Source organism: Streptomyces sp. NPDC002032 (genome assembly GCF_042890765.1).
In the GTDB taxonomy this organism is placed as follows: Bacteria; Actinomycetota; Actinomycetes; order Streptomycetales; family Streptomycetaceae; genus Streptomyces.
The window spans coordinates 285,565-306,602 of the sequence record NZ_JBIASM010000005.1; the positions used below are offsets into that span (position 1 = coordinate 285,565).

Annotated in this window: 16 protein-coding genes and 1 pseudogene; 9 read left to right on the forward strand and 8 right to left on the reverse strand. The window is 72.1% G+C overall.

Features of this window, described 5'->3' with window-relative positions; genetic code table 11:
* Nucleotides 1-18 precede the first annotated feature (18 nt).
* Nucleotides 19-1,275, forward strand: coding sequence for an MFS transporter (locus tag ACFYYT_RS15300; RefSeq protein WP_351815276.1), 1,257 nt, complete (start codon nucleotides 19-21; stop codon nucleotides 1,273-1,275).
* Nucleotides 1,226-2,554 carry a D-arabinono-1,4-lactone oxidase gene (locus ACFYYT_RS15305; protein WP_351815279.1) on the forward strand — a complete coding sequence of 443 codons (1,329 nt, stop codon included), beginning with the start codon at nucleotides 1,226-1,228 and terminating at the stop codon, nucleotides 2,552-2,554. Before ACFYYT_RS15300 ends, ACFYYT_RS15305 begins: the two co-directional genes overlap by 50 nt.
* A 22-nt stretch (nucleotides 2,555-2,576) precedes the next feature.
* On the opposite strand, the gene ACFYYT_RS15310 is transcribed toward ACFYYT_RS15305, so the two are convergent.
* Nucleotides 2,577-3,473: a hypothetical protein gene (locus tag ACFYYT_RS15310; protein WP_351815282.1), complete on the reverse strand. Its 897-nt coding sequence runs from the start codon at nucleotides 3,471-3,473 to the stop codon at nucleotides 2,577-2,579.
* 505 nt (nucleotides 3,474-3,978) lie between these two features.
* Between ACFYYT_RS15310 and sepH the strand changes: the two genes are divergently transcribed.
* Complete coding sequence (gene sepH / locus ACFYYT_RS15315; protein WP_351815285.1) at nucleotides 3,979-5,025, forward strand: septation protein SepH; 1,047 nt, start codon at nucleotides 3,979-3,981, stop codon at nucleotides 5,023-5,025.
* Nucleotides 5,026-5,128: 103 nt separating this feature from the next.
* On the opposite strand, the gene ACFYYT_RS15320 is transcribed toward sepH, so the two are convergent.
* Nucleotides 5,129-5,962, reverse strand: a complete 834-nt coding sequence (locus tag ACFYYT_RS15320; protein WP_351815288.1) for a sulfurtransferase — start codon at nucleotides 5,960-5,962, stop codon at nucleotides 5,129-5,131.
* A gap of 178 nt (nucleotides 5,963-6,140) precedes the next feature.
* Between ACFYYT_RS15320 and ACFYYT_RS15325 the strand changes: the two genes are divergently transcribed.
* A complete protein-coding gene (locus ACFYYT_RS15325; RefSeq protein WP_351815290.1) occupies nucleotides 6,141-6,932 on the forward strand; it encodes a VOC family protein in 792 nt (263 codons plus the stop codon).
* A 34-nt stretch (nucleotides 6,933-6,966) separates the two neighbouring features.
* On the opposite strand, the gene ACFYYT_RS15330 is transcribed toward ACFYYT_RS15325, so the two are convergent.
* On the reverse strand, nucleotides 6,967-7,758 hold the full coding sequence (locus tag ACFYYT_RS15330; RefSeq protein ID WP_351815413.1) for an SGNH/GDSL hydrolase family protein: 792 nt from the start codon (nucleotides 7,756-7,758) through the stop codon (nucleotides 6,967-6,969).
* On the reverse strand, nucleotides 7,745-8,314 hold the full coding sequence (locus ACFYYT_RS15335) for a PadR family transcriptional regulator (RefSeq protein ID WP_351815293.1): 570 nt from the start codon (nucleotides 8,312-8,314) through the stop codon (nucleotides 7,745-7,747). The genes ACFYYT_RS15330 and ACFYYT_RS15335 overlap by 14 nt, the downstream gene beginning before the upstream one ends.
* A gap of 95 nt (nucleotides 8,315-8,409) precedes the next feature.
* Here ACFYYT_RS15335 and ACFYYT_RS15340 point away from each other — a divergent pair, with 95 nt between their 5' ends.
* The gene (locus tag ACFYYT_RS15340) at nucleotides 8,410-8,874 is read left to right on the forward strand and encodes a nuclear transport factor 2 family protein (RefSeq protein WP_351815296.1); all 465 of its coding nucleotides are present in this window, start codon (nucleotides 8,410-8,412) and stop codon (nucleotides 8,872-8,874) included.
* Between the two features lie 4 nt (nucleotides 8,875-8,878).
* On the opposite strand, the gene ACFYYT_RS15345 is transcribed toward ACFYYT_RS15340, so the two are convergent.
* Nucleotides 8,879-9,667 (reverse strand): hypothetical protein, encoded by a 789-nt coding sequence (locus tag ACFYYT_RS15345; protein WP_351815298.1) that lies wholly within the window; start codon nucleotides 9,665-9,667, stop codon nucleotides 8,879-8,881.
* 199 nt (nucleotides 9,668-9,866) lie between these two features.
* On the opposite strand from ACFYYT_RS15345, the gene ACFYYT_RS15350 reads away from it, so the two are divergent.
* The 3 genes from ACFYYT_RS15350 (at nucleotide 9,867) to ACFYYT_RS15360 (ending at nucleotide 15,764) form a co-directional block, all read left to right on the forward strand.
* Entirely contained in the window at nucleotides 9,867-11,333 is a 1,467-nt protein-coding gene (locus tag ACFYYT_RS15350; RefSeq protein WP_351815301.1) for a DUF11 domain-containing protein, read from the forward strand.
* Between the two features lie 107 nt (nucleotides 11,334-11,440).
* Nucleotides 11,441-13,585, forward strand: a complete 2,145-nt coding sequence (locus tag ACFYYT_RS15355) for a hypothetical protein (RefSeq protein WP_351815304.1) — start codon at nucleotides 11,441-11,443, stop codon at nucleotides 13,583-13,585.
* A gap of 85 nt (nucleotides 13,586-13,670) precedes the next feature.
* Nucleotides 13,671-15,764: a DUF11 domain-containing protein gene (locus ACFYYT_RS15360; RefSeq protein ID WP_351815307.1), complete on the forward strand. Its 2,094-nt coding sequence runs from the start codon at nucleotides 13,671-13,673 to the stop codon at nucleotides 15,762-15,764.
* A gap of 71 nt (nucleotides 15,765-15,835) precedes the next feature.
* Here the strand turns inward: ACFYYT_RS15360 and ACFYYT_RS15365 are convergent.
* A pseudogene (locus tag ACFYYT_RS15365) lies at nucleotides 15,836-16,444 on the reverse strand (thymidine kinase); the annotation flags it as partial.
* 36 nt (nucleotides 16,445-16,480) lie between these two features.
* Here ACFYYT_RS15365 and ACFYYT_RS15370 point away from each other — a divergent pair.
* A complete protein-coding gene (locus ACFYYT_RS15370) occupies nucleotides 16,481-18,163 on the forward strand; it encodes a recombinase family protein (protein ID WP_351815310.1) in 1,683 nt (560 codons plus the stop codon).
* An 839-nt stretch (nucleotides 18,164-19,002) separates the two neighbouring features.
* Here ACFYYT_RS15370 and ACFYYT_RS15375 read toward each other — a convergent pair.
* Complete coding sequence (locus tag ACFYYT_RS15375; protein ID WP_351815313.1) at nucleotides 19,003-19,170, reverse strand: hypothetical protein; 168 nt, start codon at nucleotides 19,168-19,170, stop codon at nucleotides 19,003-19,005.
* An 872-nt stretch (nucleotides 19,171-20,042) separates the two neighbouring features.
* A protein-coding gene (locus tag ACFYYT_RS15380; protein WP_388608165.1) for an IS5 family transposase occupies nucleotides 20,043-20,833 on the reverse strand; the annotation gives its coding sequence in 2 pieces (ribosomal slippage) (nucleotides 20,043-20,518 and nucleotides 20,518-20,833; 792 coding nt in all).
* Nucleotides 20,834-21,038 lie beyond the last annotated feature (205 nt).

Sequence of the window (21,038 nt, forward strand, 5' to 3'; positions counted from 1 at the left end):
TCCCTTACGGAGACTCCCTTGCCCAGTCCCTATCGCGCGATCTTCGCGGCCCCCGGCACCAAGGGGTTCAGCGCCGCCGGCCTCATAGGCAGGCTGCCGATCTCCATGGTGGGCGTCGGCATCCTGACCATGATCTCGGAGATCACCGGCCGGTACGCGATGGCCAGCGCCCTCACCGGCACGCTGGCCCTGGCGGCCGCGGTCATCGGCCCCCAGGTCTCCCGGCTGGTGGACCAGTACGGGCAGCGGCGGGTCCTGCGCCCCGCGACCCTGATCTCCGTCGCCGCCGTGGCGGGGCTGCTGCTCGCCGCCGCGAACGGGCTGCCCGACTGGACCCTGTTCGTCTGCGCCGCCGTCGCCGGCTGCGTGCCGAGCGTCGGCTCGATGATCCGCGCCCGCTGGACCGCCCTCTACCGCGACTCCCCCCGCGAACTGCACACCGCGTACTCCTTCGAGTCCGTGGTGGACGAGGTCTGCTTCATCTTCGGCCCGATCCTCGCCATCGGACTCTCCACCGCCTGGTTCCCCGAGGCCGGCCCCCTGATCGCCGCCGTCTGCCTGCTCGTCGGCGTCTGGGTGCTCACCGCCCAGCGCTCCACCGAGCCCGCCCCGCACCCGCGCGACGAACACGCCGAGCGCCGCTCCGCCCTGCGCTCCCCCGGCCTCCAGGTGCTGACGGCCACGTTCGTGGCCACCGGCGCGATCTTCGGCTCCATCGACGTGTCCACCCTGGCCTTCGCCGAGGAGCAGGGCCACAAGGCCTCGGCCAGCTTCATCCTGGCCGTCTGGGCGGCCGGATCCTGTCTGGCCGGCATCGTCTTCGGCCTGCTGCATCTCAAGGGCCGGACGGAACGCAGGTGGGTACTGGGCATCTGCGCGATGGCCGTGAGTATGATCCCCCTCCTACTGGCCGGGAACCTTCCGTTTCTGGCCGTGGCGCTCTTCGTCTCGGGCCTCGCCATCGCTCCCACGATGATCACCACGATGGCCCTGATCGAAGCGCACGTACCGAGCGCGAAGCTCACCGAGGGCATGACCTGGATCAGCACCGGCCTGGCGGTCGGCGTCGCGGTCGGCTCCTCCGTGACCGGACTCGTCATCGACGCGGCCGGCGCCCAGCGCGGGTACGTCGTCTCGGTCGCGGCGGGAACCGCCGCGGCGGCGGTGGCGTTCGCGGGATACCGCCGGCTGACGAGGCCGGCGCAAGGGGAGGAGCCTTCCACCGATGGTGACGGGGACAGCAGCGCAGAAGCACCGGCGGACCGCATGGCGTAACTGGGCGGGAAACGTGAGCGCCACGCCCGCGCGCGTGGTGACTCCGACCTCGGTCGGAGAGCTCCAGGAGGCGGTCCGCAGGGCCGCCGGGGAAGGCCTGCGGGTGAAGGCGGTGGGCACCGGCCACTCCTTCACCGCGGCGGCGGCGACCGACGGCGTGCTCGTACGCCCCCAGGCCCTGGCCGGGATCCTGTCGGCCGACCGCGCCGCCGGGACGGTCACGGTGGCGGCCGGCACGGCCTTGAAGGACCTCAACCTGGCCCTGGCCGCGCAGGGCCTCTCGCTCACCAACATGGGCGACATCATGGAACAGACGGTGTCGGGCGCCACCAGCACCGGCACGCACGGCACGGGCCGCGACTCGGCCTCCCTCGCCGCCCAGATACGCGCCCTGGAGCTGGTCACGGCCGACGGACGCCTGCTGACGTGCTCCGAGAAGGAGAACCCGGAGGTCTTCGCGGCCGCCCGGCTCGGCATCGGCGCCCTGGGCATCGTCACCTCGCTGACCTTCGCGGTCGAGCCGCTCTTCCTCCTGACCGCCCGTGAGGAGCCCATGGGCTTCGACCGGGTGACCGCCGAGTTCGACCAGCACGTCGCCGAGAACGAGCACTTCGAGTTCTACTGGTTCCCGCACACCGGCAACTGCAACACCAAGCGCAACAACCGCAGCCAGGGCCCGGCCGCCCCGCCCGGCGCCCTGAGCGCCTGGGTCGAGGACGAACTGCTGTCCAACGGGATCTTCCAGGCCGTCAACTCGCTCGGCCGGGCGGTCCCGGCGGCCGTCCCCGCCATCGCCCGGGTGGCCAGCCGCGCCCTGTCGGCGCGCACCTACACGGACATCCCGTACAAGGTGTTCACCAGCCCGCGCCGGGTGCGCTTCGTGGAGATGGAGTACGCCCTCCCGCGCGAGCGGCTGGTCGAGGCGCTGCGGGAACTCAAGACGATGGTCGAGCGCTCCGCGCTGCGGATCAGCTTCCCGGTGGAGGTGCGCACGGCTCCGGCCGACGACATCACCCTGTCCACCGCCTCGGGCCGGGAGACCGCCTACATCGCGGTGCACATGTACCGGGGCACCCCCTACCAGGCCTACTTCACGGCCGCCGAGCGCATCTTCACCGCGCACGGCGGGCGGCCGCACTGGGGCAAGGTGCACACCCGGGACGCGGAGTACCTCGCCGAGGCCTACCCGCGCTTCGCGGAGTTCACCGCGCTGCGCGACCGGCTGGACCCGGACCGGGTGTTCGGCAACGACTACCTGCGGCGCGTGCTCGGGGCCTGAGCCTGCGGCCGGGCGGCCCGGCTCAGGGGGTCCCGCCGGACCCCTGACCGGTGCCGGATCCCGTACCCGTACCCGTGCCCCCGGCGGCGGAGCTCGCGCCCCCGCCGCCGGGGGTCGGGGCGGGCGGGGTGACGGGCCTGGAGGGAGTCGTCCCGCCCGGGGAGACCTCCGGGCCGGGGGTCGCCGGCGGCGTCGGGTTCCCGGAGGGCGTGGTGCCCGGTGCGGGGCTCCGGCCGCCGGAGCCGTGGGGCGCGGAGGGACTGGGCGAGGTCCCGGGCCCGGGGCTCTTGCCGTCCTTGCCGTCCTTGCCGTCCTTGCCGTCCTTGCCGCCGCGCTCGCCGGAACCCCCGCCGTCCCGGTCCTCCCCGGAGGGGGCCGGGCGGTGGTCGGCGGCCTTGCGGGTGCCGGCCGACAGCAGGGTGTCCCCGCCCTTGCTGACCGAGGTGCCGGCGACGGCCTCGTAGGTCCCGAGACCACCGATGGCCAGGGCGAACGCCGCCCCCGAGGCCACCGCGGTGCGCTTCCAGCCCCGTACGCGGGTGCCGTGCACGGTCGCCGCGCCGAACTCCCCCGACGCGGCGGCGTCCTCCGGCGGCGGCTGCGCGGCGCCGGACGGCGGAACCCGACGGGCCCTGGGGCGGGCGGCGCTCTCGCGCAACTGGTCGCCGGTGCGCCGGAAGACGTGCTGGATGACCGGTCCGCCCGCCGTGGCGACGACGCTCACCACGCCGGCGCCGAGGATCGTCCCGTAGACGCCCAGCTTCGAGGCGAGCAGTGCCGCCGCCACGGTCGCCAGGGAGGAACCCGCGATCTGGGCCACGCTCAGATCGAGCCTGCCGCCGCCGGTTCCCTCCGGTTCGGTTGCCCCTGCCGCCTTCTGACCCATCGACATCCCCGGTGTGTCCTGCCTCTCGCGCATCTCCTCTTCCTGCCGTTACTGACAGCTGAGCGAAAGAGATAGTTCCGTTTCTGGGGATTCTGTGAAGCAAGACACCCGAAAACGGACGCGCGCGCAGGTGGGCCCGGCCGATGACCCGATTTCGGGCAGCCCAACTCCCGCCGCCCAGGACAACTTCGGCGGCGCGGCGGTCCACCCAGGTGGCCCGAATGGAGTACTGTGGCGAGCCCTGGGGCCGTCCTTCCTTACGGATGTCCGGACCCGGGAGAGGGGGCCGGCTGATGGAAAAACGGCACTCACGACCGGTGATGCCGCGGTATCGCACGGACTCCTGCTGCGCACAGTAACCATTCGGTCACTGTGCGTGCCCAACAGGTAACCGTGCCATAACGTCGATCAAGGGCGCTTGCCCGACACGCCGGTTTAACACGGCAAGGTTGTGGCAGGCTGCACCCGGGCAGGCCACACTCGACTAGCGGAAGCAGCGACGCACGTGACGTCGGCAGGCACCACCCGGGAGGTCCCCATGCCCGAACTGCGTGTCGTGGCCGTCTCGAATGACGGAACACGACTGGTGCTCAAGGCTGCGGACAGCACGGAGTACACGCTTCCGATCGACGAGCGGCTGCGTGCTGCCGTGCGCAATGACCGCGCACGCCTGAACCAGATCGAGATCGAGGTGGAGAGCCACCTCCGCCCCCGCGACATCCAGGCCCGCATACGGGCCGGTGCCTCCGCGGAGGAGGTCGCGCAACTCGCCGGCATCCCGGTCGACCGGGTCCGCCGCTTCGAGGGTCCCGTCCTGGCCGAGCGCGCCTTCATGGCGGAGCGGGCCCGCAAGACCCCCGTACGCCGTCCCGGCGAGAACACCGGACCGCAGCTCGGCGAGGCCGTGCAGGAACGCCTCGGCCTGCGCGGGGCCGACAAGGACTCCGTCCAGTGGGACTCCTGGCGCCGCGACGACGGCACCTGGGAGGTCCTGCTGGTCTACCGGGTGGCCGCCGAACCGCACTCGGCCAGCTGGACCTACGACCCGCCGCGCCGGCTGGTCGTGGCCGTGGACGACGAGGCGCGCTCGCTGATCGGCGAGTCGGACGATCTGCCGTCGACCCCGGAGCCGAGCTTCCCGTTCGTGCCCCGGATCGCCCGGCTGCCCCGGGACCGGCCGCTGGACCGGGCCCTGGACCGGCAGTTGGAGCGGCAGTTGGAGCGGCCCGACGGCAGGCCCGCCCCCGTACCGGAACCCGAAGAGGAACGGGACACGCTGACCAGCCTGCTGGAGGCGGTTCCGAGCTTCCGGGGGGACCTGGTGGTCCCGGACCGGACCGAGCGTCCCGAACTCCCCGCCGAGGAGCCGGAGAGCGAGGAGCCCCCGGCCGCGGCGGCTTCGGCCGGCGCCGGTTCGGCGTACGCGGACGTACTGATGCCGCGCACGGTGGCGGGCCACCGCGACCGGCTCACCGGGACGACGGACCGGCAGGCCGAGGCCGACGGGGTCCGGCCCGGGCGCCGCGCGGCGGTGCCCAGCTGGGACGAGATCGTCTTCGGCACCCGGCGCAAGAAGCAGGAGTAGCAGAGGCAGCAGGAGCAGCCGCGCCTCGCGGTGGTGCCCCGGGCGGGGTACCACCGCGACGCGCGCGCCGTCCTAGCGGGCCGTGGCGGGTCGCTCCGGTCCGTTACGGGTTCGGGCCGGTGGCCACCGGGCGCTCCGGGTCCGCGGACCACTGCGACCAGCTGCCCGCGTAGAGGGCGGAGTCGAAGCCCGCCACCTCCAGGGCCAGTACCTCGTGCGCCCCGGAGACCCCCGAACCGCAGTACACGCCGAGCTCGGTGTCCTCCGATGCTCCCAGCGCGGCGAACCTGGCGCGCAGTTCGGCGGCCGGCCGCAGCAGCCCGTCCGCGCCGACGTTCTCGGTGGTCGGGGCCGACACCGCGCCCGGGATGTGCCCGCCCACCGGATCGATGGGCTCCACCTCGCCCCGGTAGCGCTCGCCCGCCCGGGCGTCGAGGAGCAGTCCACTGCGGGCCAGCGCCGCGGCCCCGTCCGCTTCCAGCAGTCCCCGCGCGCCAGGGTTTGGCTTGAAATCGCCCTCCTGCGGCGTCGGCGTGTCGGCCGTCACCGCACCGCCCGCGGCCGTCCAGGCGGTCAGCCCTCCGTCCAGAACCCGCACGTCCGGGTGACCCGTCCAGCCCAGCAGCCACCAGGCACGTGCGGCCGCCCAGCCCTGGCCGCCGTCGTACACGACCACCGGCGTGTCCGAGCGGACCCCGGCGCGGCGCATCACCGCGCCGAAGGCCTCCGGGTCCGGCAGCGGATGACGGCCGCCCGACCCCGGCGGACCTGCCAGTTCGCGGTCGAGGTCCACGTACACCGCACCGGGCAGGTGCCCGGCCTCGTACGCGGGGCGCTGGTCGGGGCCGCCCAGCTGCCAGCGGATGTCCAGGAGCACCGGCGGCCGGGAACCGGCCATCTCGCTCATCAGTTCGGAGGAGGAGAGGATCGCAGTCATGGGCTCATCTTCCTCCCCCTGCCGGGTACCCGGGTAACAAGCCCGACATCGGCGGGCCACAGTGATTCGGTCATCTCTGTTCCGTGCCCCGCCCACCCGGCCCGGTCGGGGCGCGCCGGGTGTCGCGGAGTGGAAGCATCAGCGGGGCAAAGGGACACGACGGCAGGAGACGGCTGAGATGACGGCGGCAGCGGGGGCCTCGCAGCGCCCGCCCGGCACACCGTGCTGGGTGAGCCTGATGGTGCACGGGCTCGGGAACACCGAGGACTTCTACGCGGACCTCTTCGGCTGGGAGTACGAGCCGGGCCCGCACCAGCTCGGCCCCTACGTCCGGGCCTTCCTCGACGGCCAGGAGGTGGCGGGGATCGGCGAGATGCCGCCGGACCGGCACCTTCCGGTGGCGTGGACGACGTACTTCGCCACCGACGACGCGGACGCGACGGCGGAGGCGATCCGCTGCTGCGGCGGGACGGTCGCGGTGGGCCCGCTGGACGCGGGGGCGGCGGGCCGGATGGCGATCTGCTCCGACCCGCTGGGCGCGATCTTCGGGATCTGGCAGGCCGGGGCGCACCCCGGGACCCGGGTGCACGGGGTGCCCGGCGCGCCGGTGTGGAACGAGCTGGTCACCCAGGACACCTCGACGGTCGGCAAGTTCTACCAGCACGTCTTCGGGCACGAGGGTGAGCAGCACCCCGACCCGTCGGGGGACTTCGACTACCTGACGCTGCGTCTGGACGGCCGTCCGGTCGCCGCGGTGCACGGCATCGGCCGGTCGCTGCCGCACGACCGGGGGCCGCACTGGATGACGTACTTCGAGGTGGCGGACCCCGACGCGGCAGCCGAGCGGGTGGCCGGGCTGGGCGGCCGGGTCGTCGGGCCGCCCAGGGACGGCGTCCGTGGGCGGGTGGGCGTGGTGGCGGACCCGGAGGGCGCGGTCTTCGCCCTGGTCCGTACGACTGCCGGGCCCTGAGCCGGGGTCCTGGGCCGGGTCCCGGTCCGGGGTCCTAGGCCGGGTCCGGGGCCGTTTCGAGGGGCAGCGGGCCGGGGCGCTTGGCGGTGCGGCCGTCGCCGGAGGACCTGCCGCGCAGGCGGCGGCCCAGCCAGGGGCCGAGGAACCCGGCCGCCCAGCCGAGTTCGGCGGCGACGGCGCTCAGCGCTCCGCGGGGCGGCCCGGGCGGCAGCGGATGCGTCCAGCTGTCGTCGCTGCCCGGCAGACCGAGGGCCTCGGCGAGGGCGGCGGCGATCCGCGCGTGGCCGAGCGGGCTGGCGTGGAGCCGGTCCGTGCTCCACATCCGGGGGTCGGTGGCGGCCGGCACCAGACCGGTTTCGGCCACGGCGACACCGTGGCGCGCGGCGGCTTCGCGGATGCGGGCGTTGAGGTCGAGCACGCGCGGGCGCAGGGGCTTGGCCAGCGGGGCCACCTCGGCCACGTCGGGGAAGGTCACCGTCGCGACCCGGGTTCCGGTGGCCGTGAGCGCGGCGAACATCTCCTCCAGGTGCGCGGCCGTCGCGGCGGCGTCGAACCGGGGCCGGAGCACGTCGTTGACCCCGGCGACGACGGTCGCCACGTCGGGGCGCAGGGCCAGCGCGGGGGCCAGCTGTTCGGCGCGGACCTGACCGGCGAGCCGGCCGCGCACGGCGAGGTTGGCGTAGAGCAGGCCGGGGTGGGCGACCGCGAGGTGGGCGGCGAGCCGGTCGGCGAAGCCGCGCAGGCCGACGGTGTCGTCGCCGTCCCCGAGGCCCTCGGTCTGGCTGTCGCCGAGGGCGACGTACCGCAGGGGTTCACCGTTCGGCACGGACACTCTCCCTCTCCTTCAGGACGGCCGCGATCCGCAGGCACCAGTCCCGGTGTTCCCGTTCGAAGGCCAGGCCGCGCAGGCCGGTGAGGTAACCGCCGATGCGCTCGCCCCGGACCAGGAACTCCGCTTCCTCGACGTCCCCGCGCATGCGCATCAGCAGTCCCGTGAGCAGCTCGATCTTGCCCGCCGAGGCGGCCGCGCGCTCTTCGAGCTGTTCGATCACGGCGGCGGTGGCGACGCGGTCGGCGCTCTGGACCTTGACCAGCAGGTCGTCGCGGATGAAGGAGGGCTTCGACGGGGCGGCGGCGAACTCCTCCAGCTCGGCGCGGCCCGCGTCGGTGACACGGAAGAGGCGCTTGTTCGGCCGGCTCTCCTGGATCACCTGGCGGCCCTCGACCAGCCCGTCCTTCTCCAGCTTGGCGAGCTCGGCGTATAGCTGCTGGGGCAGGGCGTGCCAGAAGTTCGCCACGCCCACGTCGAACGCCTTGGCCAGCTGGTAGCCGCTGTACTCGCCGTCCAGCAGCGCCGCCAGCACCGCATGTCTCAAGGCCATCGCAGCAGCCCCTTCCCTTCCGTCGTCCGCACCGGCATCATACTCAAAAAAGTGACTAGTCATATTCTTGAGTAACGTTGTTACGAGGAGGGGTCATGGAGACTGCCGAACGCTTCCGCGCCGCCGTGGAGAAGCGCGATCTCGGGGCGCTGGAGGACCTGTTCACCGAGGACGTGCGCCTCTACAGCCCGGTGAAGTTCGTCCCCTTCGAGGGCAGGCCGATGGTGCTGGGCCTCTTCGGCGTGCTCCTGCGGGTGTTCGAGGACCTGCGCTACCTGGGCCGGCTGGACGGCGCGGCCGAGACCAGCGCCGACGGCGAGGAGGCCCCCTCGGTGATCCTGCCGTTCCGGGCCGAGGTGGACGGCAAGCAGATCCACGGCATCGACCTGCTCCAGTTCGACGGGGCGGGCCGGATCAAGGAGTTCACGGTGATGGTCCGCCCCCAGTCCGCCGTCCAGACCCTGGGCCGGGCGGTCCTGGCGGGGCTGGTGGCGGACGGCCTGGCGCCCGCGCCGGACTCCGCCCCGGAACCCGGCTCGGAGTCCGGCCCGGCCGCCTGAGGGGCTACCGGCCGAGGGCCCCGCGCACGGTGATCCCGTAGCGCACCCGCAGCCGGCGCAGCTCCCACGCCGACAGCGCGGTCACCGAGAGCGGCGGCCCGGCCAGGAAGAGCAGCCGTACCGACCAGGGGGCGGCCACGGGCGGGCCGTCGAAGACCTGGAGCGCGCACATCGCCCACACCAGGACCGGCGCGAGCAGCGGCGGCAGCACCTCGTGCACGTCGGCGGCCCGGAAGCTGTGGTGGACGCACAGGACGGCCGAGGCGAGGCCGAAGGGCAGGGCGAAGAGGTAGGCGCAGCCGACCAGCAGGCTGATCACCACCCCGGCCGCGCCGAAGGAGTCCAGCCGCATCAGGTCGCCCGCCGGGCCGACGAGGGCGAGGAGCACCGCGGTCCCGAAGAGCGAACCCAGCGCGGCGAGCGGGCCGCGCAGCCGGGCCCGGTAGAAGGCCGGACCCGGCGGCCGGGCGCCCCACACGAAGGCGGCCAGTGCGATCGACACGAGGACCATCAGCAGACCGGCGCTGATCAGCATGTCCAGCAGCTTGTCCTGTACGACGGAGCCGGCCGACTCGCGCAGCGGGTAGGCGTAGAGCAGCCAGGCGGTGGCCACGAAGCCGATGGCGGTCCGGGCGACCTGGGCCCGCTCGATCTGCGGATCCACGGACCGGCCGGCCCGTGTGGGGCGGTAGACCCGGCCCGCGAGCGTGAAGGGCAGCAGCAGGAACCCGGCGCAGCCGCTGCGCCGCCGGTCCCGCGGCCCGGGTGCGGTCCCCCGCGTGTACGTACTCATTCCCTCTCCCCCGTCGTCATGATCATGATCACCGCATCCTAGGGCGCGGGCGGCGGCCCGGGGGCGTGCGGCCGAGAGGCTGAACCTGATCACCCATTGGTCCAGCGGTGATCAACCGGAGCGCATCGGCGCCCGCGCTTGTGTGAAGAGATGACTTCGTAGCGCCCCCTGGCGAGTCGGCTTCACCGAAGGGCAACCGATGCCACGTACTGCGAGGAAACGCCCCGGTGGCGTCCGTCGGCGCGCCCTGGGCACGGCCGGTGTGGTGGCGGCGTACGGGCTCCTGCCCCTGGCCCCTTCGGCCGCGGCCGCGCTGGGGGACGCGGGGGCCGTCGCGCCCGGACCCCGTACGTCCGCCGAGGCCGCCCCTTCGGTTCCGGCGGGACCGGCGGTTCCGGCGGTTCCGGCGGTTCCCTCGGCGGCCGCCTCCGCTTCCACCGCTGCCTCCGCCTCCGCCTCCGCCGAGGAGGGGGCCGGCGACGCGCCGGCTCCCGGGGGTGCCGACCTCGTGGTGGCCGGCGCGCTGTGGGCGGGCGCCCCCGCGAGCCGGGAACAGCGCGAGGGCGGCGGGGCGGCGGCCGCCGCGTCCGACACCTTCGACTACCTCCTGACGGTGACCAACCGGGGACCCTCCACCGCCCGGCAGGTCCGCGTCACCGACCGGCTGCCCGCCTCGCTGGAGTTCGTCGGCTCCCGCGACGGCTGCACCGCGAACGGCCGGACCGTGGTGTGCGGGCCCCTGGACGCCCTCGCGGTGGGCGCGTCCCACAAGTGGGTGATCACCGTCCGGCTGTCGGCCGGCTACCGGGGCGACGGTACGGACATCGTCAACGAGGCGGTCGTCGGCGCCGAGACCTCGGACCCCGACGCGCACAACAACACGGCTTCGATGACGGGTCTGGAGATCCCGCCCGGCCGGCGGGTCGCGGACCTGTCGCTGCGCAAGACCGCGCAGCTGGCCCCGGGACGCAGGGACGTCCGGCCGGGCGAGAAGTTCACGTACCTGATCTCGGTGCGCAACCAGGGTCCCGGGACGGCGCGGCAGGTCGCGGTCACCGACCGGCTGCTGGCCTCGCTGGTCCTGCTCTCCTCCCCCGACGACTGCACGCTGCCCCGGGGCGAGGACCGGCTGGTGGTGTGTCCGCCGCGCGAGCGGCTGGCGGCCGGGGAGACGGCGGAGTTCCGGATCACCGTGCGCGTGGTGGCCGGGGGCGGCCGGGCCCATCCGCCGGGGGGCGGCTGCGTCCCCGTGGAGAACGTCGCCCGGGTCACCTCGGCGAGCGTCGACCCCGACCCCTCGGACAACGCCAACCCGCCGGGGACGACGGGTCCGGGCGGGGGCCGGCTGTGCCTGGTGTCCGACCGGGACGAGGACCACCACCACGGCGGGGACCACGGCCACGGCGACGACCACGACGACGGCCACCACGGCGACGACCACGGGCGTGGGGACCACGGCGAGGACCACGGACGCGACGACCACGGACGCGAGGACCACGGGCGGGACGACCACGGGCGCGACGACCACCACGGCAAGGACCACCACGGCGGCCGCGGCGACCTGGCCGACTCCGGCGCCCGGGTGCCGCAATGGCTGCTGTGGCTCTCGGCCTCCCTCGTCGCCGGCGGAGCGGTCCTGCGGACGGCCTTCCGCGCGCGGTCCTGAGCGGCGGGCCGCCACGGCTCCCGTGGCGGCCCGCCCACCGGGGGGGGCATCGGCATCGGCATCGGCCATCGGCCGTCGCACAGCGGAAAGACGAGGAACGTTCCGGTATGACCATGCCCTGGAGTGCCCGGTGGCGCAGGGCCGCCACCCCCTTGCTGTGCGCGGCCGCACTGCTCCTGCCGTCACCGGCCGCCGCGACGACCGGCCGCGCGGAGGTCCGGGCCGACGGCCCTGGAACGGCAAGGGCAACGGCAACGGCAACGGGACCGGGAACGCGGGCGCTGGCCTTCCCCGTCAACGAGACCTTCGACAGCTCCACCAACCTGGGCACCACCAGCGGCAACGCGACGTACCCCGGCGGCGGCTGGCTCAGGCTGACCTCGACGAGCTCCTCCCAGGCCGGGACCTGGAAGATGAAGGACTCCTTCCCCTCCAGCCTCGGCATCGTCGCCGAGTTCAGCTACGCCACCTACGGAGGCACCGCCTTCGAGGGCAAGCGTGGTGACGGCCTGTCCTTCTACCTCACCGACGGATCGGCGGCCGACGGCACCGGCCCCTCCGGCGGCAGCCTCGGCTACGCCTGCTCGGGCCTGGTGAACCGCTGCACGAGCTCGGGCGTCCCCGGCGCCTACCTCGGCGTCGGCCTGGACGAGTTCGGCAACTTCTCCTCCGGCACGGTCGGCAACGGCGGTCCGGGAGCCCAGTCCAACAAGATCGTGGTGCGCGGCGGCGGGAACGGCACCTCGGGCTACCGCTACGCCACGGCCGCGGACGGCCCGGGCTCCACCGTGGAGACCGGCAGCCGCGCCAAGGAGCGCAAGGTCCGGATCTCCCTGCTGCCCAGCGGTACCAAGATGCTGCTGTCGGTCTGGTCGGACAGCGGACCGGGCACGGCGATGAACCTGCTCGTCACCGATTACGACGTCACCGCCATCGCCAACCAGCCTGCCCTGCCCGCCACCCTCAAGGTCGGCTTCTCCGCGGGCACCGGCGGCGCGACGAACAACCACGAGATCGACGACCTCCAGATCAACGTGCCCGCCGATCTCGGCATCACCAAGTCCGGTTCCCCCACGCCGGTTCCGGCGGGCGGCGGACCGGTCACCTACACGGTCACCGTCACCAACAGCCAGGCCAACGAGGTGACCGGAGCCGCCGTGCGCGACAGCGTGCCCGGGCTGACCGACGTCACCTGGACCTGCCGGGCCGGGACCGGCGGCACCTGCGGCAAGGCCTCGGGCAGCGGCAACACCCTCGACACCACCGCCGACTTCAAACGCGGCGGGAGCGTCACCTACACCCTCACCGGCACGGCCCCCGCCCAGCCCACCGCGCTGAGCAACACCGCCACCGTGACCGCCCCCGCAGACCGCACCGACACCAACCCCGCCGACAACACCGCCACCGCCCCCGACATCGTGGTGACGGCCCGCGCCGACGTGGCCGCCGAGAAGGAGGCGCTGGGGTCCGGCCCGGTCGTCCCGGGCCAGGAGTTCGAGTACCGCATCACCGCCCGCAACCTCGGCCCCTCCAGCACCCCCACGGTGCTGGTCTCCGACACCCTGCCCGCCCCGCTGCGGTTCGTGTCCTCCTCCTCCGGCTGCACCGCCGACGGGCAACGGCTGTCGTGCCCGGTGCGGGGCCCGCTGACGCCCGGGGCCACCGGAGCCTGGACGGTGCGCGTCCGGCTCGACCCGGCCTACGAGGGCGACGGTTCGGACCTGGGCAACGTCGCGTCCGTCCGGCACCCCGTCCCCGACCCGCAGCCCGCGAACAACACCAGTGCGGCCGTGGCGCCCCCGAGCGGAGTGGCCGCCGCGCAGGCCGACCTCGCGCTCACCAAGACCGCCCAGAACCGTACGCCGGTCGCGCCGGGCGAGACCTTCACCTACACGGTGACCGTGCGCAACGCGGGCCCGTCCGTGGCCCGGAAGGTCTCCGTCGGGGACCCGCTGCCGCCGTCGCTGGCCTTCGTCTCCTCCGCCGACGGCTGCACCGCCACCGGCCGGGACGTGACCTGCGGGACCGAAGCCGCCATGGACCCGGGCGCCAGCCGCTCGTGGACCTTCACCGTCCGCCTCGACCCGGCGTACACCGGCGACGGCACGGCGCTGCGGAACACCGCGACCGCCCGCGCGGTCACCGCCGACCCGAACCCGCTCGACAACAGCGGCTCCGCCGGAGTGCCGGGGGGCCGGACCCGGCCGCCGAGCGCCGACATCGAGCTCGCCAAGCGCGCCGCCGCGGGCTGACCCGGACGCTCCCGCACCCCTTCCCCCCGACTCCCGTACAGCGCTCTGTACGGTCCTCGCACGCACGAAACGGAAACGATGCGCGATGACGACGACACCACGCCGGCGGCCGGCGGTGCGGGCCCTGGCCCCGCTGCTCTGCGCCGCGGCTCTGTGGGCCGGGCCGGTCCCGGCGGCCGCCGCCGCCCCGCCGGAACGGGGACACGCGGTCGAGGTGACGGCGCGGCACGCCAAGGCCCCCGGTGACCTGATCACGTACACCCTCACCGCGAAGAACAAGGGTCCTTCGGTGGCCCGGAACGTCACCGCGACGGACAGGCTCCCCGACGGGATCTCCTTCGTGGGCTCCTCGGACAGCTGCACGGCCGTCGGCCAGACCGTCACCTGCGGGCCCGAGCCCCAGCTGGCGGCCGGGCAGAGCCGGAGCTGGAGCTTCCAGGCCCGGCTGAGCCCCTCCTACCAGGGCGACGGTTCCGACCTCGGCAACAGCGCGAACGGCACCTCGGACGCCACCGATCCCGACCCCGCCAACAACAAGCCCGATCCGGTGCTGCCCCCGGGGCCGTTCGATCCGGTCTCCGACCTGGCCACCGTCAAGACCCCGCTGGGCGCGGGGCCGACGGTGCCCGGCCAGGAGTACGAGTACGAGCTCCGCACGTCCAACAAGGGCCCCTCCGACGCGCGCAACGTCGTGGTCAACGACACCCTGCCGGACGGGCTGACCTTCGTGTCCTCCGCCGATCCGTGCTCGGTGTCCGGGCGGACCGTCACCTGCGGTCCGCTGGCGCGGCTCGTGCCGGGCGCCGAGGTGGTGTGGACGTTCAAGGTGAAGCTGGACGCCGCCTACTCCGGTGACGGCAGCGACCTGCGCAACACCGCGACCTCGGCCTCCGCGTCCAAGGACCCGGTGCCCGCCGACAACACCTCGCACGCCGTGCTGCCGCCGGGCGGGGTCACCGCCCCGCAGGCCGACGTGTGGACGACGAAGCGGCCGGCCAACGACACCCCGATCGCCCCCGGGCAGACCTTCGAGTACGTGGTCACCGCGCACAACGACGGCCCCTCGCGGGCGGTCGACACCGCCGTCGCCGACCGGCTGCCCGCGCAGCTCTCCTTCGTCGGCTCCCCCGACAGGTGCACCGCGACCGACGGTACGGTCCACTGCGGCCCGGTCGGCGTACTGGAGCCCGGGGCGTCCCGCACCTGGCGGTTCACCGTCCGCCTCGACAGCGGCTACACCGGCAACGGCTCCGACATCCGCAACACGGCCACCGCCACCGCGACGACCAAGGACCCCCGGCCGGAGAACAACACGAGCAGCCCGGCGGGCCTGCCCGGCAGCACCGTCAACAAGCCGACCGCGGACCTGTCGGTGACCAAGGAGGCCGTCGGCACCCGGCCGCCGGTGCCGGGCGAGAGCTTCGACTACCGCATCCGGGTCACCAACCACGGCCCGTCCGCGGACGCGTTCAACGTCAAGCTCACCGACAACCTCCCCGAGGGCCTCTCGTACGTGGCCTCCTCGCCCGCGGGCTGCACCGTCGCCGGCCACCTGGTGTCGTGCAAGCGGACGACCCCGCTCAGGGTTGGCGAGAGCGTCGAGTACCTGCTCACCGTCAAGGTGGACCCCGCCTACGGCGGCGACGGCAGCGACCTGCGCAACACCGCGCAGGTGACGGCCGACAACATCGACCCGGCGAGCGAGAACGACCAGAGCACGGCGACCGTCCCCGGCGGCCACGTCACGGACCCGGCGGCGGACCTCGCCCTCACCAAGAAGGCCGTCCAGACCACCCCCGTGGCCCCGGGCGAGACCTTCGACTACGCCCTGACGGTCACCAACAACGGCCCCTCGCAGGCCGAACAGGTCACCGTGACGGACACCCTGCCCACCGCGCTGAGCTTCGTCTCGGGCGACGCCGCGTGCGCCTCCGGCCGGACCGTCACCTGCGGCCCGCTGCCGCGCCTCGCCCCGGGGGCCTCGGTCACCTGGGTGATCAAGGTGAAGCTGGATCCCGAGTACACCGGCAACGGCTCCGACATCCGCAACACGGCCACCGTCGACGCCCTGACCCACGACCCCAGGCCGGAGAACAACACGAGCGCCCCGGCCGGCCCGCCCGGCGGCACGGTCAAGTCCCCGACGGCCGACCTGGAGGTGGGCAAGACGACCCCCTGACCCCATGACCCCCTGACGCCGGCCGGCGGAGCCCCAGCCTCCGCCGGCCTTTCCCTGCCCGGGGACCCGCGTCAGGTGTGGTTGACCGGGAGGACGTCCGGGGAGAGGGTGCCGGCCCGGGCGGCGGCGCTCGTCATGCGCTTGCGGTGGTGGCGGCGGCAGAGGACCTCGTAGCCGATCTCCCCCGCCGGGCGGTTGACGTCGCCGACCACGACCTGGGCGCCCTCGACCACCATCTCGCCGTCTATCGTCCGGGCGTTGTGGGTGGCGCGAGCCCCGCACCAGCACAGGGCCTCCACCTGGAGCTGCTCGATCCGGTCCGCCAGCTCGATCAGGCGCTGGGAGCCGGGGAACAGCTTCGTGCGGAAGTCCGTCGTGATGCCGAAGGCGAAGACGTCCATGCCGAGGTCGTCCACGATGCGCGCGAGCTGGTCGATCTGCTCCGGGGCGAGGAACTGGGCCTCGTCCACGATCACGTAGTCCGCCTTCGCGCCCTTGGAGAGGTGGGCGACGAGGTAGGCGTACAGGTCCATGCCCTCGCCGGCCTCGACCGCCTCCGTCACCAGCCCCAGGCGGGAGGACAGCTTGCCCTCGCCCGCACGGTCGTCACGGGTGAAGATCACGCCCTCCAGACCGCGGGCCGAGCGGTTGTGTCCGATCTGGAGAGCGAGGGTCTTCTTTCTTGGCCATCCACCAACTCACGCTAGGGTCATCCCATGACACTGCGCGTCCTGGGTTCCTTGCGGCTCTCCGTCGACACCGACGATTCCACGGCGATACCCCGCCAGAAGGAGCACGTACAGCACTGGGTGGAGGCGCCGGGACGGGACGCTCGAATCGTCGCCTGGGCTACGGACACCGACGTGTCCGGCGGACTCCACCCCTTCAAGCGCCCCGACCTCGGCAAGTGGTTCGACGATGAGCACAAGGGCCTCTGGGACGCGCTCTGCGTCATGAAGATCGACCGGCTGAGTCGCCGGGTCGCCCACTTCAGCGAGATCGTCCAGTGGTGCCAGGAGAACGGCAAGATCATCGTGTCGACCCAGGAGGGGATCGACATGTCCACCCCCATGGGCAAGATGTTCGCCCAGATCCTCGCCGTCTTCGCCGAGGGAGAGTTGGACACGATCCGATCCCGGGCACTCGACGCCGTACAGACCCGCCTCGCCTCCGGCATGTGGGTGGCCGGCCTCCCGCCCTTCGGCTACGAGATCGTCCAGGTAGGCAAGGGGAAGCGACTCGAAGCACTCCCCCACTACATGGAGCTCGCCCAGGAGATCGCGAAGAAGATCCTGGACGGCGAGAGCCTGCGCTCCATCTCAAAGGAACTCGCCACCAGGGGCGAGCCCACGTGGCTCTCGCAGATCCAGCCCAACAGCAAGCGGGCGCAGGAGAGCCAGTGGTCGAACTCCTCCATCCGGGGCATGATGCTCAACCCCAAGATCGCCGGGCTCTACACCTACAAGGGTGAGATCGTCGAGGACGACGCCGGCAATCCGCGCATGATCACGGACACTCCCCTTCTTGACCTCGCCACCTGGAACAAGGTGGTCCTGAAACTGGCGGACAACCGCGCCTTCGGACCCAAGGTCACCAAGAGCCAGGCCATGCTGGTCGGAGTGGCCACGTGCGGCTCCTGTGGCGGTCCGCTGACGAAGGCCGTTTTCACCAACCGCAAGCCCGCCAAGGGGGACCGCCCGGCAAAGGAGTGGCACTACTCCCGGTACAAGTGCAGCCGGCACAAGGTTCAGGGCACATGCGAGAGCGCCGCGGCCGTGGACTCGGCGGAGCTCGAAGGCGAACTCACCAAGGTGTTCCTGGAGCACATGGGTCATCTCCCCGAGGCACGAGAGGTGGCAGCCGACCTGTACGACCCGTCCAGCGACATCACGGCCACGCAGGCGCGCCTCGACCGGCTGAAGGCCGACTTCGGAGCGGGAAAATACGACGCCCCGGAGAAGGAAGAGGTCTACTGGTCGCTGCTCAACTCGCAGTCCGCGAAGCTGTCACGGCTTCGCGCCCAGCTCGCGGAGTATGAGGAGCAGCGCGGAAATTTCGCTCTGACCGGCCGCACCTTCGCGGACATCTGGAACTCGCGGGACGACGAGGGCAAGCAGCTCTTCCTCCGAGAACACCAGGTGGGCGTCAAGGTCTATCGCGATCCGATCCCGGGCAAGGCGTTCGGGTTCATGGTGCAGCTGGGCGACGTCCGGCGGATGGCCCAGGCAGTACATGTCGAGTTGACCGACGATGTCGCCCACGGGGTCGTCACGCACAATCTGCCGACGCAGCAGCACGTAGCGAGTCAGCAACTGGACGAGCGGCGGCTCCAGATCGGGCTGGATGTCATTGACGCCATTGAGGCATCGCTTCGACTTGCCGAGGAGTCGGCGACGTAGACAGCCGTGACACATACAGAAGCCGTAGCCCTCGCGAATGCGGGGCTACGGCTTGCCTTCGAGGGATGGTGTCGACGTACGCATCGAGGCGCCCAGGCAGGTACGAACAATCAGGCTCTGGCACCGACCTTATGACGGTTGAAACCCGTGCGCGGATTGTGGCTACGGCTTAGGGGCGCGGGCATGGAGCCCCCTTCCCTGCGCCAGATACCCACCCGGACTCTCCACAGGCCGGGGCAGCGCATAGTCCTGCTCGTGGTGGGGAGTCTGTTTGCGCTGATGGGTGCTGGGATGCTGATCAGCGGGGACCCCGCAGATCCCGCCAGTGCGGTGCTCTTCGCCGTGATTGCGGCGGGCGGCGTGTGGACTGCCTTCCGCAGTAGTGTCATGGGAGTGCAGATCGACTCTATGGGTCTGACCGAGCGTGGCCTGAGGCGCTCAAACGTCGTTCCCTGGTGTACGGTCGGCGCGGTGCCCCCCCGGTGATGGTTCCGGCCTGGCCCCGACGGAGGCCCCAGGACTGGTCCTCAGGGACGGTGAGAGGGTGGGGCTCGGGGCGCTCGCCTCGTACTCCCATGCTGCAGTCGAGGCCGACTTCACCTTGATCAAATCCCTGCACGCCACCCACGTCACGGACTGCCCCAACTGCGCGTGAGTCCTGGGGCAGAGTCGTCGGCGAGTCAGCACTTTGCCGCAGTCGCGTGCACGACGGCCCCCGCCCGACGGACCGCTCCGATGCCAGGGCGGTGCGGTATCCAAGCAAACGTGCCAGCATCACAAGATCGGCGACAGCGCCGGCACACGTCAACGCCGACAGACGGCGACAAACCATATCCAGGTCACCCCTGCTTGCCGCCGCGCTCCTGTTCCTTCTGCAGGCGCTTGATCTCGCGGCTGAGGTGTCGGCGGGCCCTGCTCAAGTCACCGACGGCATTCCCAGCACCTTGGCCATTCGAAGCGACGTACTTCACTATGATGTTGCGGCGGCAATCGGTCGTCTCGATCACGTCGAACCCGCACGGCCGCCACGCCGATCCGCCGGTGGGATTCACAGTCTCCCTTGCCGCGGGTGGCTGGCCTGGATCCCACCCGGAAGAGCCGAATCCGCCGTCGCCGGCCGCCGCGCAGCGACTCTCCCCTGGGGTTCGCGACCCTCATGGCGCCAGTCGTAGAACGTCGACCGCGCGATAGGCAGCTCGGAGGAGAGCTCGTCGACGGTCAGCTCGTCTCCGGGGCGGCGGACGGCGGGAGCCCTGCGGGTACCGGCCTCGGCCGGGTGCGTCAGGGCAGGCGGTATCGAGGGAAGTCGCAACGGTGGGAATCCTTTCGGCATGGCACATGAGGACGCGCATGCGGGGAGAGAAGACGCGACCGCTCGACCGGAGGCAGTCGCCGAGTACTCCCACAACCATCCGGAGAATTCCCGGTTTGGCTGACCGGGGATCGTCTGCTATAAGACCCAGCGCAGGCCCCACGGACTCCATGGGCGAGTTCCTCGACGAGGGCTCGCGAGGATGCATCGAGGGCTCGATCGTCCGAATTGACCCGCATTTTGGCATTCTCAGATCCACTGCCCAATGAAGCGCGGTAGCGCTCGCACAATTCAACCCAGGAGGCAGTCCACTCCAGCCGCCTGCAGAGAAAATGCAGGTCAGGGGCATTCGACGAGCCCTCGTCGAGGGCTCGCGAGGAATACGCGTCTGGATCTAGGATCTAGGATCCTGGATCATTCCTTACGGGGCGCGAGGCGCCGACGTCGCACATCGCCCCTGAGTCAGCAATCTGCCCGCCCCTTGGTCAACGCCGGACTATTTGGCAACCAAGGTTCTGGCCTTACGGGTATGGCCATCCACCACACCCCTTAGATCTCGTAACACGATCATGAGTCGGGCTTGTTGAGGCGTCGCCAGCAGATGAGACTGCAGGCAAGGGAGACGAAGGCGTCGTGGAGTTCGGTGCGGCGTTCCCATCGGACGGCGAGTCGTTTGAACTGGTGGAGCAGCGCGAAGGTCTGCTCGACGACGTAGCGGAGCTTGCCCATGCCCTTGATGTTCGGTGACCCCTTGCGGGAGATGACCGGCAGGATCCGGCGTTTGCGCAGCTCATCGCGGTTGGGGTTGGAGTCGTAGCCCTTGTCTCCGAGCAGGGCCTCGGGCCTCCGGCGGGGACGGCCGGGGCGACCTGCCACCGGTGGGATTCCGTCGACCAGGGCGAGGGTCTGGGTGACGTCGTTGACGTTCGCCCCCGTCGTGATGACCCGGAGCGGGGTGCCTCGTCCGTCGCAGATCAGGTGGTGTTTGCTGCCCGTCTTCCGCCGGTCGACCGGCGACGGACCGGTGTCGGAGCCCCCTTTTTCGCACGGATGTGAGAGCCGTCCACGCACGCCCTCGACCAGTCGAGCCGGCCGGCCGCGTTCAGCTCGGCGAGCAGGATCCGGTGCAGCTGGTCGAAGACCCCGGCCTGCTGCCACCGTTCCAGGCGCCGCCAGCAGGTCTGTCCCGAGCCGAACCCCAGCTCAGGCGGCAGGAGTTGCCAGGCGATGTCATTGCAGAGCACGTACAGGATGCCCTGCAGACACAATCGGTCTGCCACCGGCCGCGGCCCTGGCGACCTCGTCGGCCAGGGCGGCAGCAGCGGCTCGATCAGTGCCCACAAGTCGTCGTCCACGATCCACGGCCGAGTGCTCACAACATCTCGAACGGCCGAATCGTCACACCGGTCACGGCTGACCAGGGCATCTCATCAAGATCCTGTTACGAGCTCTACGGATCTCGCTGGCGGTGCTCTGGGCGACATCCAGCCGCTCCATGACCGTGGTCAGCGGCACGGCCTCGTGATCACCCATCAGCCCACTCGTCGTGCCTGGGTTTACCAG

Excerpts from the sequence above, each read along its gene's own strand:
- ACFYYT_RS15305 (WP_351815279.1), top strand. The coding sequence starts at position 1,226 with ATGGTGACGGGGACAGCAGCGCAGAAGCACCGGCGGACCGCATGGCGT.
- ACFYYT_RS15310 (WP_351815282.1), bottom strand. The coding sequence starts at position 3,473 with ATGCGCGAGAGGCAGGACACACCGGGGATGTCGATGGGTCAGAAGGCG.
- sepH (WP_351815285.1), top strand. The coding sequence starts at position 3,979 with ATGCCCGAACTGCGTGTCGTGGCCGTCTCGAATGACGGAACACGACTG.
- ACFYYT_RS15320 (WP_351815288.1), bottom strand. The coding sequence starts at position 5,962 with ATGACTGCGATCCTCTCCTCCTCCGAACTGATGAGCGAGATGGCCGGT.
- ACFYYT_RS15325 (WP_351815290.1), top strand. The coding sequence starts at position 6,141 with ATGACGGCGGCAGCGGGGGCCTCGCAGCGCCCGCCCGGCACACCGTGC.
- ACFYYT_RS15335 (WP_351815293.1), bottom strand. The coding sequence starts at position 8,314 with ATGGCCTTGAGACATGCGGTGCTGGCGGCGCTGCTGGACGGCGAGTAC.
- ACFYYT_RS15340 (WP_351815296.1), top strand. The coding sequence starts at position 8,410 with ATGGAGACTGCCGAACGCTTCCGCGCCGCCGTGGAGAAGCGCGATCTC.
- ACFYYT_RS15345 (WP_351815298.1), bottom strand. The coding sequence starts at position 9,667 with ATGAGTACGTACACGCGGGGGACCGCACCCGGGCCGCGGGACCGGCGG.
- ACFYYT_RS15350 (WP_351815301.1), top strand. The coding sequence starts at position 9,867 with ATGCCACGTACTGCGAGGAAACGCCCCGGTGGCGTCCGTCGGCGCGCC.
- ACFYYT_RS15355 (WP_351815304.1), top strand. The coding sequence starts at position 11,441 with ATGACCATGCCCTGGAGTGCCCGGTGGCGCAGGGCCGCCACCCCCTTG.
- ACFYYT_RS15360 (WP_351815307.1), top strand. The coding sequence starts at position 13,671 with ATGACGACGACACCACGCCGGCGGCCGGCGGTGCGGGCCCTGGCCCCG.
- ACFYYT_RS15370 (WP_351815310.1), top strand. The coding sequence starts at position 16,481 with ATGACACTGCGCGTCCTGGGTTCCTTGCGGCTCTCCGTCGACACCGAC.